Raw genomic sequence first — 14871 nt, 5'->3', positions numbered from 1 at the left:
GCGGGTTGAGGGTTCTCCCTGATGCAGCTCTATCGGATACTAAGATGCAGGTCTATCGGATACTAAGTGACCCGTAGCGTTGCCTATCCTTTACAGGATCGCCCGATGATGTCCCAGCGGCAACGGCTCGACAGATCGGACATCATTTAGGTCGGCGAGCCCTATAATAGACGTCTTTGATTATGCCCAACCCACTTCGCTGCCCGAGCCAGTCCAGAAATTGAGAAGGCTATCCACCATGTCGTCGTTCTTGCCGTTCGGGAAGGCTAAGCACTCTTTGCGGAAATCCCCGAGCCAAGGGGCTTCGTTCGGAAGCAAGAAATTTCCCGTTTCAAGCTTGGCTATCTGAGAGTTGAGCCGCACTTCTTTGTCAAAACGGGGGAAGTATGGAAATACCTTTTGAATGAGGCGCCGTTCCCGGATGAGTTCGCGGATCAAGGGTTTGCCCGTTGCAGCACTTTCAATGATGATTTTATCGGCGCGAAAGCGCCGCATCATCGAAAGAACCTGTTTTTGTAACCCTCCGAAGTCCAAGCGCGACCGGTAAACGTCTAGCAGCCACCATTTGCCGTCACGATAACCCCATGTGGTGCAGGCGGAATAGTCACTTGTCGGCTCGGCTGACATGCCGGTGTCCCAGCTTTGGACGCGGAACTGGTAGTCCTCAATGTCGAGCGGCTCGTCATAGCTGTTCCAATGCTCCCATCGGATGCGGTTGCCGCCTGGTGCTACCGGGTTTTGTTGATATTGCGCCGAGAATGCAGCCTCACCCATTTCTCGGCGCATGGCGGTAAGCGTTTCGAGCGGTTCCCTCTGAGGAAACAAAGCTTCGCCACGAGCCCGAAAGAAGGCGCGATCGTCGGCGGTTGCGATCTCCTCATCACTCTCCGCAATGGCAAAGATCAAGATGGGCAAATGTTCCCTTCTCAATCAAATGCGCTGCGATATCGTCTTCATGGAGCCGCTGCTGAATGGCAATGATCCTGCCGCTCGATTTGTCGTTGAGCCTGGTCGAGAGACTCTGATCGTAGAAATCCTTAGCTCGTTGCCGTTCGACCGGCGAATGAGCGTCGGCCGCCTTCATGAGATCATCCACGATTAGGATATCGGCACCGAGACCGGTGACCGCGCCGTTGACGGAAGCGGTTTTGCGGAATCCGCGTTGGGTCAATTCGATTTCATGTTCCCTGGCTGTCTCGATCTTCGTGTTTGGGAACAAGCGACGATAAAACTCGCATTCCAGGATCGTGCGGGAGTCGCGAGAATGCCTCGAAGCCAGATCGGATCCGTAACTGGCAACGATGATTTTCGTGGTCGGAGACAAGCCAAGCATCCATGAGGGAAAGGCGACCGCGGCACAGATTGATTTGAGGTGGCGCGGCGGGACCGTAATGAGCAGCCTTTTGCATTCGCCGGTGGCAACACGCTCCAAGGCATAGCACATGGCCTTGACATGCCAGTTTGGAACAAACGGCGTCGAGGATCCCTTATGTAACTCCTCGAAGCATCTCCATGTGAACGAGAAGAGGCTTTTTCGTAGAAGGTCCCGCGCCAGTCGAGTGCGAAGCGCCGCTTCCGCATCTTGAACTGTGGCCACCTCATTTCTCAATTGCTGGCTTGAGGCCCATAGCGAGCAGAAGGCTATCGGCCATATCGTCCGACAGGCCCGCAGCAGTCATGTGCTCACGAGTGCTGAAAGCGAGAATCTGCATATCGACCGGGTCGGTCGCTTCACTTGACGGCCCTTTATCGGACGCACCTTTGGCTCCAACACCGCCGGGCACCTGCCCTGCCATTTGCAGCAGAAAACCGATGGCCTTAAGGTCGCCTTTCTCTGCTCCGCGCTTCATCAGTTGCTGAGCCGCAACCTCCAGAGCGCTCATCGTTTTCAACTTGCCGTCGATCTTCACTCGCAACGGTTTGTTCAATTGCTCGATGGCAATGGTAGCGGCATTCTTGCTGCCTGGGGGGCGACCAGAAGGATTCCCAGATTGCCCCTTCTTGAACTGCGAATGTTTGGGAGGCTTGCAGTATCCTCCCTCTTCATCCTGGCTCGGGACAACTAAGTTTAGTCCGGAATCGAGTTGAGCCGGTGTTTTATTGGTTGGCACTTTCTCTGCTTGGGTCCCCAACACCCAGCTCGCCTCCTCTACCCCGCTATCGACTGGCGAAAGCGGGGACGCCGGTATCTCTGCCTTCGGCACCGGGCGGACCCGGTGACGGACGGTGGGTTGGACACCCTCTGTCACGCGGGTGTCCAAGGAATCTGGCGGCGCGCCCGCCCCGGGAACTATCAGTTCTCCAGCTCGGCTGCCTTGGGTAAGGTCAAGCATGATCGTTATCCAAAAATTTGGGTTGGAAACACAGGGATGGTCGGCAGTTAAGCGGCGCTCGCGATTGGCTCGCTGTTCGCGAGACGTTTCACCGCCAATGCAGAAAACGTTTCGCCGGTGGCTTCAAGGACTGCGTCTGCTCCAGTCAATTTCTGATAGCGGCGAATGATCGTGTCGCAGTAGATCTGGTCGATCTCGATCCCGAAGCAGACCCGCCCGGATTTCTCCGCGGCAATCAGGGTCGAGCCTGACCCAAGGAATGGATCAAGCACCAAGTCGTTTCGCCGCGTACAATCCTTGATGGCATCCACCAATATTTGGACAGGCTTGACTGTGCTGTGACTTGCCAGTGCCTCGTCGCGCCCCTGACCGAAGGACGACATGCCAGGATGGCTCCAGACATTGGTGCGGTTGCGACCATGTCGACCCAACTCCACCGTATTGAGATGGGGAGCCTCGCCGTTCTTGAAGATGTGGCAAAGTTCATGCTGGCTTCTGTAATGCGATCCCATTGCGCCGCTCATTTTGTTCCAGACGCAAAGATTGTGCTGAGCGAGATCACATGTCCGGGCAGCCGAGAGGAGTTCGAACTGGTGTCGCCAGTCCATGAACGCATAGACCAAAGCGCCGTCGATACTGAAGTCCGCCATGTGGCCCAGTGCCGTCACCAAAAACGCGGTGAATTGATCCTGGCTCATTTCGCCAGCTGCCATGGCGAACTCGCGATGCTTGGTCTTTCCCAGTCCTCCGACAAAGCCATCGATCCTGACGTTGTAGGGCGGATCGGTTAGAGCCATGCGAGGCGAGCTCTTTTCTCTCCCATGATCGACGAATAGTCTGTAGCGTCCAGCGCATCGCCGCAGATGACCTTATGCCGGCCAAGCAGCCAGACATCGCCTTTGTGGGTTACAGCAGCTTCGGTGGGCGCTGGCAGGTCGTCGGCTGGGTCCGCTTCAGGCTCCTGCTGCTTTGCCTCGCCAATAATCAGATCAATCTCGGTGACGGAAAATCCCAGTACATCGATGTCGAAACCGAGATCGATGCCGGCCAAGAATTCGAACTCCACGGCCAGTGACTCGATGTCCCAGCCGGCCTTTTCGGCAATACGATTGTCGGCAATGACGTAGGCGCGCTTTTCGTCGTCGGTGAGATGGGAGACACGGACCGCCGGGAGCGTTTTGATCCCCTTCCGCTTTGCCGCCTCCAGTCGAGCGCTGCCAGCCAGAACATTGCCGCCCTCGTCGATGATCAGTGGGTTGATGACGCCGAAGGCGGCGAATGATCCCATGATAAGACTGATCTGGTCGTCGGAGTGCGTGCGGGTCCGGCGATTGAAGGGCTTGAGCGCTGCTACTGGGAGATGCTCGATCCTGTCTGCGACTGCGCGGGCAAAATACTCCAGGGTTTCGTCCGGCGCAGAGACGCTGGCTTCTTGGCGCGATGAATGTCGATGCCGCTCGGCAGGGCGCTGTCTTCCACACCGGCTGGCTTGACTGGCGGCGGCCTGATCCGCTGACGGACATTGCGTCTAATACGCGCTCCTGCATCGTCGTTCTCGGGAGTTCCGTGCGCGATTTCAATGTTAGAATTTTCGTTCGGATCGAGGGACATTGTCTTTCTTTCTGCGTTGTTGAGAATTGGCTACGGTCATGCAAGTATGTTGACAAATACTTCGTCGCTGGCTTCAGAAATATGTAGGTTCATGTGGCGAAAGATATATGGTCACGGCCCAATGAGTGTCAATACGATCTGGATTTTCCAACTACGTTGACTAATAGACTATATGCTGCTTGGTTTTTTGAGGTTGAATTCAAACGATATATTGCGATATCGCCTTTTTTAGAAAATGCAAACAGCCCGATTGAATTGACCGGCTGGGCCCGATTGGTCATGCAAACGCACCGTCTCAGCGCGTCCAGGCACTCGGACAAAAGAGATTTTGATCCCCGTTGCAAAATCCGGGGCGCCCCAGCACAGCTGGCCGAGTGTTTCGCAACACCCCTTCAGACTGAATGTCTGAAATGCGCCTCGAAGCCGACATCAGGGTTCGGCGTACCGAATGTCCTGTTTTGGGCCGACAACGGACCGTCCGCAATCGGCGCTGAACTATCAGAAAGCGGATGTAGCGACAGCAGCAGATCGCTCACCTCATCCCGACAAACGACGCGCGGCGACCTGTCGGGCGGGACGCCAAGCGTGTCATCAGGGTTGGGCGGAACGCCGCCGAGCGGCGTCCCGCAGCTTCGTTCATAAGCCTAGTTCTTGACCACGTCCTCCAGGAAGAACCGGCCCAGCGGATTCTGGTAGAAGTTCTCGATGTTCTTACGCGAGACGTTGATGAACGGGCTGTAGTACAGATCGATCCAGTTGACGTCCTCTTTGGCCATCGTCTGCAGGTCGGTGTACATTTGCTCGCGCTTGGCCGGATCCATCTCGGTGCGCGCCGCCGCGACCAGCTCCTTGACCTTCTCGTTGTCATAGCGGGTCATGTAGTTCATGTTCGCGTCGTGGCCGAGCACGAAGGTGGTCTTCTGGTCTGGGTCCAGGATGTCGTTGGTCCAGTAGTTGACGCCGACGTCATAGTCGCCAGCCACCAACATGTCCCATTCCTGACTGGGGTCGACTTTCTGTATGTTCACGGTGACGCCGGCTTTGCCGAGCTGCTGCTGCAGCAGCACGGCCGTCTGCTCGACGATCTCGTCGCCGGCGCGCACGACGTAGTTGAGCGTCAGGTTCGAAGCTCCGGAGTCGGCCAGCATCTGCTTGGCCTTTTCCGGATCGTAGGGCCGCTTCAGATTGTCGGCGTAGTAATAGAGCGCGCCCTTCGGGACGTAGGAGTTTGCGACCTCGCCGTAGCCGAACGTTACCGTGTCGACCACAGCCTGCTCGTCGATGGCCATGTCGAGGGCCTGCCGCACCTCCTTCTTCGCCAGCGCGCCATGCTCATGGTTAATCAGCAGGTGATCCTCGCGGGTCGACGGATCTAGATGGACGGTGAGGTTGGAATCCTTCTGCAGTTCGGCGACGCGCGAGAATGGCACGAAGATCGCGGTGTCGAGCTGGCCGGCCTGTACGTTCAGCATGCGGGTGTTGTCGTCCGGCACGGAGATCCACTCGATGCCATCGAGACTGACACGATCGGCCTCCCAGAAATGCGGGTTTTTCGCCAGGATGACACGGTCGCCGCGCCGCCATTCCGTGATGGTGAAAGCGCCGGAGCCGATGGGCGTTTCGGCATATTTCTCCGGACCGAGCGTCTCGAAGCCCTTCTTGGAAAGAACTGAGGCGATCGGGAAGGCCAGCGTCGCCAGGAATGGAGCGGTCGCCTGCTTGAGTTTGATCGTGACGGTCTTCGGATCGGTTGCCTCGACCGTATCCATCACCTTGAAGGGATCCGCCCACAGCGAGCCCTTGTCGTCCCTGATGCGGGTGAGGCTGAACACCACGTCGTCAGCCGTCAGGTCGGAGCCGTCCGAGAACTTCGCGTCGCGCAGCTTGAGCGTATACGTGAGGCCGTCCGGGCTGACCTCCCAGCTCTCGGCGAGACCGGGCTCCAGTTTGGTGCCGGTCTTGTCCACACGGATCAGCACGTCATAGACGTTGGCGAACACCCACAGGTCGATGTTCTGGGCGGTCTTGATCGGATCGAAGGTGGTTGAGTCCTCGCGCCGACCGATCGTCAATACGCCGGCGGCTTCTGCGAGCGTCGCCCCTAGGGACAGGCTGGTGATAACGGTGACCAGGCCTATGCGCATCCATTTGCTTCTTGACATCCGTATTCCCCTTCTGGTTTGCCTCTGGTTTTCAGTTTGCGACCCCGTCGGCCTGCGCGGTCGCCATCTTCGAGGGAACAAGCAGCGGCTTGTCCGGATCGATATGCGGAATGGCGGCGATCAGCGCGGCGGTGTAGGCATGCTTCGGCCGGGAGAACACCTCTTCCGACCGACCTTCCTCGACAATCGCGCCGCGGTGCATCACCACTACACGCTGGCAGAGATTACGCACGATGGCGAGATCGTGGGCGATGAATATCAGAGTGAGCGACATACGCTCCACCAGTTCGCGGAACAGCTCGACGATCTGCGCCTGGATGGTGACGTCGAGGGCCGCCACGCACTCGTCCGCAATGATCAGTTTCGGATCGACGGCAAGCGCGCGAGCTATGCCGGCGCGCTGGCATTGGCCTCCGCTCATCGAGCGCGGCTTGCGGTCGAGGAATGCGCGCTCCAGGCCGACCAGGTCGAGCAGTTCACCGCAGCGTGCGGGTATTTGCGCGGTCTCGATCTTGCCCTGTACCCGCAGGACCTCTGCCAGCATCTTGCCAACGGTAAGATGAGGGTTGAGGGCGTTGTAGGGGTCCTGGAAAACCATGGCGGTTTGGCGTCGCAGCGTGGCGAGGATTGCGCGACCCGAGGCGATGTCCGCACCATTGAAACGTATCGTGCCTGACGAGACCGGCGTAAGGCCAAGGACAGCGCGTGCCAGAGTGCTCTTGCCGCTTCCGGATTCGCCGACAATACCGACCGTTTCGCCCGGCATGACACGGAGCGTGACCTCTTTGACGGCATCAACCGCGCCTCGCCGGAACAGGCCGCCGGTGGCGAAGCGTACATGCAGCTTCTCGATGTCGACCAGCGCCACCGCTCCGGGTGCCTGGCGCTTTTCAGTCTTTGGCGGCATGTCCTCCTCCGGCAGCGAAGGATGACTGGCGATCAGCGAACGGGTGTAGGCGTGCGCCGGCGCCGCAAGCAGACCGCGCTTCTCTCCAACCTCCACCAATCGACCTTGCCTCATCACCGCGATGCGGTCGCAGACTTGGGCGACGATGCCGAGATCGTGGGTGACCAGGATCACCGAGAGTCCACGCCTGGCGCGGATGTCCATCAGAAGCCGCAGGATCTGCGCCTGTATCGTCACGTCGAGTGCCGTCGTCGGCTCGTCGGCGATCAGGATCCTGGGATTGCTCGAAAGCGCCGCGCCGATCATGGCGCGCTGGCGCATGCCGCCGGAGAGTTCGTGCGGATAGCTATCGTACTGCCGAGCCGGGTCCGGAAACCCGACCTGGGCGAGGATATCCACTGCCGCAGCGCGCGCCGCCCTGGCGTCCAGCCGCTGGTGAAAGCGGATCCCCTCGGTGACCTGGTCGCCGATCCTCATGACCGGGTCGAGATGACTGCTCGGATTCTGGAAGATCATGCCGATCTCGCCGCCGCGCACGGCGAGCATCTCGGCCTCCGGCGCAGTCGTCAGCTCACGCCCGGAAAGTGTGATCGAGCCGCCGCTGATCCTGAGCCGGCTCGATGGCAGCAGCCTAACGAGGGAGCGGCAGAGGAGGCTCTTGCCCGACCCGCTCTCGCCGACCAGCCCGAGCACTTCTCCCGGGGCAAGGTCGAGCGACACGGCATCAAGCAGGGTACGCTCCCCGCCGTCACCGTCATGGACGACCGTCAGGTCAGTGATCTTGAGCAGCGCCGCGATCATTCGTGAACCCCGAACAAATCGGCCAGCCCGTCGCCGATCATGCTAAAGGCAAAGGCGAGCGTCACGATCGAAAGCCCCGGGAACAGCGTGATCCACCACGCGGTGGTGACGAAGGCTTGGCCTTCCGCCACCATTACGCCCCACTCCGCGACTGGCGGCTGCACGCCGAGCCCAAGATAGCTGATGGCCGCGCCATTCAGCAGGACGAGGACCGCGTCGGACATCGCGAAGACGACCGAGCCGGCAGCGGCGTTGGGCAGGAGGTGACGAAACATGATGCGCGTGCGGCTGAAGCCGAGGCTGACCGCGGCAACCGCGTAGTCGTGGTTCTTGAGCACGAGCATCTGGGCGCGGACGAGCCGCGCGTAGGACACCCAGCCGACGAGGGCCATGGCGATGTAGAAACTGGCCAGGCCGGGCCCGAGGATCGCAATGATCGACAGCATCAACACCAGGAACGGGAAGGCCAGGATGATGTCGACCAGCCGCATGAAGATGGCGTCAACTATCCCGCCGAAGAAGCCGGCTACCGTGCCGAGCGTGGTGCCGATGAGAAAGGGAAAGATGACGCCGATGACGGCGATCTTCAGGTCGATGCGCGTACCCCAGATGACGCGCGAGAGGATGTCGCGGCCGAAATTGTCGGTCCCGAACGGGTGCAGCCAGGACGGCCCCTGGAGCCGTGCTGTCGCGTCCTGTGCAATCGGGCCGTAGGGCGCGATCAGCGGCGCGCCGAGCGCCAGGACGACGAACGCGCCAAGCAGGAAGACGCCGGCCGCCAGCGTGCCGCGGCGGCGAAAGCGGCCGCTCCTGCCGATCGCGGGGGCGGTCAAGGGCTCGCTCACAGCTTCACCCTCGGATCGAGAGCCACCGTGACGATGTCGGCCAGGAAGTTGATCAGCACGGTGGCGCAGGCGAAGACCATCGCCACGCCCTGTACGACCATGTAGTCGCGCGAGAAGATGGCGCGCACCAGCAGCTGGCCCATGCCGGGCAGCGCAAACACGGTTTCCACCACGACGGTGCCGCCTATCAGCCAACCTATGTTTACGGCGAGAAGGTTGACGGTCGGCACCAGCGAATTTGGCAGCACGTGGCGCCAGAACACGATGCTCTCCGGCATGCCGCGCGCGCGTGCGGCAGTCGCCACGTCGGACTTCAAGCCTTCGACCATCGCCGCACGCAAGCTGCGCGCCAGAACGGTGGACAGCGACAGCGAGACAGTGAGGCTAGGTAGCACGAGATGCGCAAGCTTTTCAGAAAGCGTATTGCCGTAACCGGACACCGGGAGGATGGCGAGTTCGACGCTGAACAGGATGATCAGCATCAGGCCGAGCCAGAAGGGCGGGAAGCCGATGCCGAAGGTGGAAACGATGCGTATCACCTGGTCCGCCAGCCTGCCCTGATTGCGCGCCGCGATCGCCGCCACCGGCACGGCGATCAATACCGACAGCACCACGCTGCAAAGCACCAGCATCAGAGTAGGCTCGATGCGTGTGGCAATCAGCTTCAGCACATCGATCTTGTAGAGGATCGAGCGTCCCATCTCGCCGTCCGCGAGGTTGCGCAGGAAGTAGAAATACTGGGCGAGCAGGGGGTCATCGAGGCCGTACTGCGCGCGGATGCGGGCGATCGCTTCCGGGGTGGCGCGGGTGCCGAGCAGAACGCGAGCGGGATCGCCGGGGATCAGCCGGACAAGGATGAACGTGATGACGCTGATGCCGAACAGCACCGGCAGGAACTGAAACGGGCGGTATAGAACAAACTTATAGCGGTGCATGGCCCTGAGGGGTGTCCCTGCCCACTCCCTTCCACCTGCATTCCGCCTGCATCAGCCTGCCTTGTTGCGCGAGAGGAACCCCGAAAGGATCGGATAGTATGCAGCCGGGTTCTCGTAGAAGGGCATGTGACTCGCATTCGGGATGATGTGCAACTCCGACTGCGGCAGCCCAAGTTTCATGCGCAGACCACAGGCTGGCGTCAGTTCGTCGTGTTCGCCATGCGTGATCAGCACCGGCACCTTGATCCTGGGCAGGTCGGGCACCCGGTTCCAGTCCTTGAGATTGCCGATGTAGAGAAACTCGTTCGGACCTTGCATGGTCGCGTAGGGTCCCATGTTCCAGTCGTCGAGCGAGCGGCGCACCGGCGCCGGCCATTCGAGCAGGCGGCAGACATGGCGGTAGTTGAGGATCGTCACCGCCGCCATGTATTCCGGATGATCGTAGGTCCCCTGCGCCTCATGCTTCTGCATCATCGATACGGTCTCGGGTCCCAGCGAGGCGCGCAGGCGTTCCAGTTCCAGGACAAGATGCGGCATGTCGGCGACGGTATCCTCGAGGATCAAGGTCTGCAGGTTCTCCTGGTAGGCAAGCGCATAGTCGATCGCCAGCCAGCCGCCCCAGGAATGACCCAGCATGTGGACCTTGCCGAGCCCCAGCGTCTTGCGAACCGTCTCGGTCTCCTCGACGTAGCGCGCGATAGTCCACAACGAGGTGTCCGTCGGCCGGTCGGAGGCGCCGGTGCCAAGCTGGTCGAACGCCACGACCCTGTATCCGTGGTCTACCAGGCAGGAGTGTGATTCGCGAAGGTAGTCGCAGGGCAGGCCAGGCCCGCCGTTGAGGCAGAACACCGTCTCGCTGCCAGAGCCAAAGCTGTAGGCAACGACGTTAAAGCCGTCGACGTTTACCTCGATGCGATCGTCGGCCGCCATCTCACGCCACATGATTCGCTCCGAATGCACAGCTTTTAGGCATGCTCATATTTTAAGCGAAACGTTGTGAGTGCGTTAGCTATAAGAAGTGATAGGGTGGGTCCGGGAGGGTGTCGGCGGAAGAGTTCATGCTGGACGAAATCACCACGATGAGGCGGCGTTTCGCTCGCCATGACACACTGGACAGTTGCATCGACGAGGCGTTCGTAGCGATGCGCGGACTCGGCTACGAGGCCTTGATCTACGACTATACGCCCGTGCCTTACGACCTCGACGGCTCGATCATGATCCCGTCAATGCTCAAGCTGCGCAACATCGATGACGACATGCAGGATTATTGGTGCGATCGCGGCTACTTCCGCATCGATCCAGTGCAACTCGTCGCTGCGCGTAGCTCCAGGCCTTTCGCCTGGAACTACGACGATGGAGCCGACACGGAAATACGCGAGCTACTCAACGAGACGACGGAGCCGGTGGCGCGATATCTGCGAGAGCGCGGTCTCACCCGAGGCGTGACGATCCCCATTCATATGCCGCGCGGCGGCTATGCCACGGTCACCGGGGTACATTTCGGCGCCGGACAAGATGTTCCGCGCGATCTCGGAAGCATCGCCCAGTTCGGCCTGCTATCGCATGTCTTCCATGACGCGGCCTATGCCTACTACAACCGCTCGGCCCTCAGTCCGCGACTGCCGGCGCTGACCGAGCGTGAGCGCGAGTGTCTCCGCCATTCGGCACATGGCCTCTCTGCCAAGGAGATCTCACGCGTCATCGGGCGCTCGGTTCCCACGGTCGTCATGCACCTCACGGCCGCCGCCAGGAAGCTGGGCGCCAGGAACCGCACGCAGGCCGTCGTTCGCGCCGCGCATTTCCGCCTGCTCGACAACTGACGGAGAGACCTATTACTTTTCATAGCTGCCGCCTCGGGAAGGCTCCCCCTATGATGCCCACCGCAACGAGGAGAGCCGCCGTGACGGAAGCGAAGGAAGGCCATGTCGCGTTTCGCGGCCACCGCATCTGGTACCGCATCGCCGGCAACCTAGGCTCGCCGAGGCTCCCCCTGGTGGTCGCACATGGGGGGCCAGGCTGTACCTACGACTATGTCGACACCTTCAAGGACATCGCGGCTCTCGATGGCCGGGCCGTGATACACTACGACCAGCTCGGAAATGGCAACTCCACTCGGCTGCCGGAGAAGGGACCAGACTTCTGGACCGTCGACCTGTTCCTGGACGAGCTCGATACGCTGTTGCGGTCGCTCGGGATCGAGCAGCGCTACGCCTTTCTTGGCCAGTCCTGGGGCGGCATGCTCGGCGCCGAGCATGCCGTGCGCCGGCCGGAGGGCCTCAAGGCCCTGGTGATCGCCAACTCGCCGGCCAACATGCGCACCTGGGTGTCCGAGGCCAATCGGCTGCGCCGTGAACTGCCCGCCGACGTCCAGGATACACTCACACGGCACGAGGCCGCCGGCACGATCACCGATCCTGAATATGTAGCAGCCTCGCGCGTGTTCTACGACCGACATGTCTGCCGGGTCGTGCCATGGCCGCCGGAGGTGGCGCGGACCTTCGCCATCATGGACGAGGACAACACGGTCTACCGCAACATGAACGGCCCTACCGAATTCCACGTCATCGGTACGATGAAGGACTGGACCATCGAGGACCGGCTGCCCGACATCGCGGTGCCGACACTGCTGATTTCGGGCCGCCACGACGAGGCCACGCGCGAGGTAGTTCGACCCTATGTGGAGCGCGTTCCGAGTATTCGATGGGTACTGTTCGAACATTCGAGCCACATGCCGCATGTCGAGGAGCGGGAGCTCTGCATGCGCACTGTCTCGGACTTCCTCAAGACGCAGGACTGAGGTGCAACCGGCAAGCATCGGGACGCGGGATGCACCTTTGCACTTCCCCGAGGTCGCGGCGACGGCGGCAGCTCAAGCCGGCGTGGCTTGCCTCTGAATGGACCGTCGGCGGACATATCCACCCAGGACCTTCATATCGACAGGCTGAAGGTCAATTCGCGGTGCCGAGCGGCCGTTGTGATGGCGCAGCGGCGGGAATTGGGCCGAGAGCGGAAGGGCGGGTTTCGGCAAACCTTTGCGGAAGCGGAAATCCATCTGCCCTTCGGTCAGAGCCGGCGATTAGCACCGGGCCGAATCTCATACGTCAGCAAGGGCGGCTAACGTTACCCTCTACGTCACCCCAGCGCCCCATTCAGTTGGTCGACGAGCCGCGCTACTTGACGTCAAAAGCCCGGCACACGCTGGGTCTTTCCACTCAGTCGAGCGCCAAGCGTTAAAGCCGCTGGAAAAATATTGATCACGACACGCATGGCCGCCCCGCCTCCGGGCCCAAGCGCTATTCGGGCAATCAAGGCCGCGGCACGCAGACGAGCCGAGAATTGCCGACGCCACGCGCGTTCGTAGCGACGTCCGGCGGCGTCGTGGCCCTCGCGACCTTTGCCCGATGCGATTAGTTCTCTCGCAAGGAGCCAGCCGGATTGCAACGCCATCGAAATGCCTTCCGCGATGACAGGGTGTGACTCGCCTGCGATGTTGCCGACGCGGAAGATGCCCTGATCATAGCCAGCTCGAATACCGGGATGAATCGGTCCCGCGGCGAGCCACGGGCCATCCAGTTCGGCACCGGCCAGCACAGTCCCTACGCCTTGGCACGAAGCCAGGACGTGGCGCCACAGTGCATCGGCAGCCGCAATGTTTCCAAAGCGCTCGCGCAGCCCGGATAGAACATCCCTGCGGATACAGCAGGAAATCGAAACCCGGCCGCGGTCCGCCGTTACCATTCCACCATAGCCGCCCGGGAATACCAGCAGCGGCATCAAGTCGGGCGGCAGCGCGGCGCCGGTAAAATGCGCCTTGAATCCGAAAAGGTCGGAGGGTCGGTTTGTTCTTTCAAGCTGGCTTGGGAGTTTCCCGGCTTCCCAGGAGCCGTGCGCGGCAATTATGACAGGTGCGCTCAAAACCTTTTGTTGCTGGCCCGCCTCCACGGTCACAAATTGCAAATCATCGCGCTGATGAATGGCGACGGCCTTGCAAGGCTGGAGAATTTCGACACCCGCGCGTTCGGCGGCCTGCAAGAGGATGTAATCCAAACGGTCGCGGCCGAGCGCGCGGCCGAGACCCGTCCTGGCGATCGGCATTCGCGCCTGCGCCGAGACATCGCCCGAAAAGAACCCAACGCGACGTACTTCCGGGCCGGCTTCCGCGCGCCAGATCTCGCCGACGCCCAACCGGTCAAGCAAGGCAAGACTGGTCCCTGACATGAATTCGCCGCAGACCTTTCGGCGAGGGAACACCACCTTCTCCACCATTGCCACCGACCAGCCATGTTGGGCCAACGCGATGGCGGTAGAGCTGCCGGCGGGGCCAGCTCCGATGACAATTGCGTCGTGCATCATCTCGCGCCGGGCACGCTGGCACCGACAAAAGCGTGAGTGAACAGGCCCCGGCGGCCCTCAATCACAGGCGTTCCCCCTGACAGTTGCCACAATTGTGAAAGTTCCGTGCCGCGAAAACCGGCGCGGACACTTTGCGCCGCGTCGTTCAGTGTCACCGCGCAGGCGCCGATCAATGGCAGCAACCGTGTCGCGACAAGTGGCACCTTGGCCCTGAATGGCTCCGTAGCGACGAGCATGGGGGCCATCGCCATGATCCGGGAAAACAGCTCCAGGAGGCGTGTATCGTCGAAATGATGGAGGATAAGGTTGGCGCAGACAAGATCGAAGGGCCTGTCTCCTGTCCAATCGAATATATCGGCGGTTACGGGTTGCGCCCGCCAACCAAATTTGGCGAAAGCGTTGCACACATCCTTTCCGATCAGGCCGATCCTGTCGACCATAACGATCTCGACGTTGGGCCAACGCCGCGCCATCAGCCGCGCCACTGTCAGCATGAACTTTCCGTCACCGGCGCCTATTTCGAGGATGCGCAGCGGCAGCGTTTGCACGTTCGCCCGCAAGAGCGATGCCATGAACCTGGCCTGGAACATCAATGCATTGATGCGAACGAGATCACGACGGGATGCGATCGCACGGGGATCATCGGCCGGGAGGTCGTCGAGGAGCTCTGGCTCCAGATGCCGGATGTTTATGTCGGTCATGCGATGGATCGGAAATCTAGGGCTTCAGCCGGCAATCCGGCAAATAGAATTCGGTCGTACCTTCATGGCTCCGCGCGGTTCATGGCGGAACTCGCATGTGAACTCAATCCGGATGGCGAAGCCGAACCTCGGTCCCTTTCATACAAGATTGGAGGCTGGTATCACAGTTTGCTAATGAGAAATATCGGCGCCCCGCAATAAAATACCTTATGCCGACGTTTGC

General features: G+C 60.7%; 14 protein-coding genes. 2 read left to right on the top strand and 12 right to left on the bottom strand.

What is annotated here, in order from left to right; all coding sequences use genetic code 11:
• Window positions 1-180: 180 nt before the first annotated feature.
• The 10 genes from terL to LHFGNBLO_RS17550 all read right to left on the bottom strand — a co-directional run bounded on the left by terL (window position 181) and on the right by LHFGNBLO_RS17550 (window position 10536).
• On the bottom strand, window positions 181-906 hold the full coding sequence (terL, locus tag LHFGNBLO_RS17595; RefSeq protein WP_258609374.1) for a phage terminase large subunit: 726 nt from the start codon (window positions 904-906) through the stop codon (window positions 181-183).
• The gene (locus tag LHFGNBLO_RS17590; protein WP_258609373.1) at window positions 881-1597 is read right to left on the bottom strand and encodes a hypothetical protein; all 717 of its coding nucleotides are present in this window, start codon (window positions 1595-1597) and stop codon (window positions 881-883) included. The genes terL and LHFGNBLO_RS17590 overlap by 26 nt, the downstream gene beginning before the upstream one ends.
• Before the next feature lies 1 nt (window position 1598).
• Window positions 1599-2135 (bottom strand): DUF5681 domain-containing protein, encoded by a 537-nt coding sequence (locus LHFGNBLO_RS17585; RefSeq protein WP_258609372.1) that lies wholly within the window; start codon window positions 2133-2135, stop codon window positions 1599-1601.
• A gap of 245 nt (window positions 2136-2380) precedes the next feature.
• Entirely contained in the window at window positions 2381-3130 is a 750-nt protein-coding gene (locus LHFGNBLO_RS17580; RefSeq protein WP_258609371.1) for a DNA-methyltransferase, read from the bottom strand.
• A complete protein-coding gene (locus tag LHFGNBLO_RS17575) occupies window positions 3121-3633 on the bottom strand; it encodes a ParB/Srx family N-terminal domain-containing protein (RefSeq protein WP_258609787.1) in 513 nt (170 codons plus the stop codon). The genes LHFGNBLO_RS17580 and LHFGNBLO_RS17575 overlap by 10 nt, the downstream gene beginning before the upstream one ends.
• Window positions 3634-4588: 955 nt before the next feature.
• Window positions 4589-6106, bottom strand: a complete 1518-nt coding sequence (locus tag LHFGNBLO_RS17570; protein WP_413774698.1) for an ABC transporter substrate-binding protein — start codon at window positions 6104-6106, stop codon at window positions 4589-4591.
• A 31-nt stretch (window positions 6107-6137) separates the two neighbouring features.
• Window positions 6138-7814 carry a dipeptide ABC transporter ATP-binding protein gene (locus tag LHFGNBLO_RS17565; protein ID WP_258609370.1) on the bottom strand — a complete coding sequence of 559 codons (1677 nt, stop codon included), beginning with the start codon at window positions 7812-7814 and terminating at the stop codon, window positions 6138-6140.
• The gene (locus LHFGNBLO_RS17560; RefSeq protein WP_413774697.1) at window positions 7811-8659 is read right to left on the bottom strand and encodes an ABC transporter permease; all 849 of its coding nucleotides are present in this window, start codon (window positions 8657-8659) and stop codon (window positions 7811-7813) included. The genes LHFGNBLO_RS17565 and LHFGNBLO_RS17560 overlap by 4 nt, the downstream gene beginning before the upstream one ends.
• Complete coding sequence (locus LHFGNBLO_RS17555) at window positions 8656-9594, bottom strand: ABC transporter permease (RefSeq protein WP_258609369.1); 939 nt, start codon at window positions 9592-9594, stop codon at window positions 8656-8658. Before LHFGNBLO_RS17555 ends, LHFGNBLO_RS17560 begins: the two co-directional genes overlap by 4 nt.
• Before the next feature lie 51 nt (window positions 9595-9645).
• Window positions 9646-10536: a proline iminopeptidase-family hydrolase gene (locus LHFGNBLO_RS17550; RefSeq protein ID WP_258609368.1), complete on the bottom strand. Its 891-nt coding sequence runs from the start codon at window positions 10534-10536 to the stop codon at window positions 9646-9648.
• A gap of 116 nt (window positions 10537-10652) precedes the next feature.
• Here LHFGNBLO_RS17550 and LHFGNBLO_RS17545 point away from each other — a divergent pair, with 116 nt between their 5' ends.
• Window positions 10653-11414, top strand: a complete 762-nt coding sequence (locus LHFGNBLO_RS17545; RefSeq protein ID WP_258609366.1) for a LuxR family transcriptional regulator — start codon at window positions 10653-10655, stop codon at window positions 11412-11414.
• Window positions 11415-11467: 53 nt separating this feature from the next.
• A complete protein-coding gene (locus LHFGNBLO_RS17540) occupies window positions 11468-12391 on the top strand; it encodes a proline iminopeptidase-family hydrolase (protein ID WP_413774721.1) in 924 nt (307 codons plus the stop codon).
• Window positions 12392-12774: 383 nt separating this feature from the next.
• On the opposite strand, the gene LHFGNBLO_RS17535 is transcribed toward LHFGNBLO_RS17540, so the two are convergent.
• Window positions 12775-13944 (bottom strand): NAD(P)/FAD-dependent oxidoreductase, encoded by a 1170-nt coding sequence (locus LHFGNBLO_RS17535; RefSeq protein ID WP_258609363.1) that lies wholly within the window; start codon window positions 13942-13944, stop codon window positions 12775-12777.
• On the bottom strand, window positions 13944-14648 hold the full coding sequence (locus LHFGNBLO_RS17530; protein ID WP_258609362.1) for a class I SAM-dependent methyltransferase: 705 nt from the start codon (window positions 14646-14648) through the stop codon (window positions 13944-13946). Before LHFGNBLO_RS17530 ends, LHFGNBLO_RS17535 begins: the two co-directional genes overlap by 1 nt.
• Window positions 14649-14871: the final 223 nt, after the last annotated feature.

The organism is Mesorhizobium sp. AR10, assembly GCF_024746795.1.
GTDB lineage: Bacteria > Pseudomonadota > Alphaproteobacteria > Rhizobiales > Rhizobiaceae > Mesorhizobium.
The sequence above is the reverse complement of the archived record's forward strand: the minus strand, read 5'-3'. Positions and strand labels throughout refer to the sequence as shown.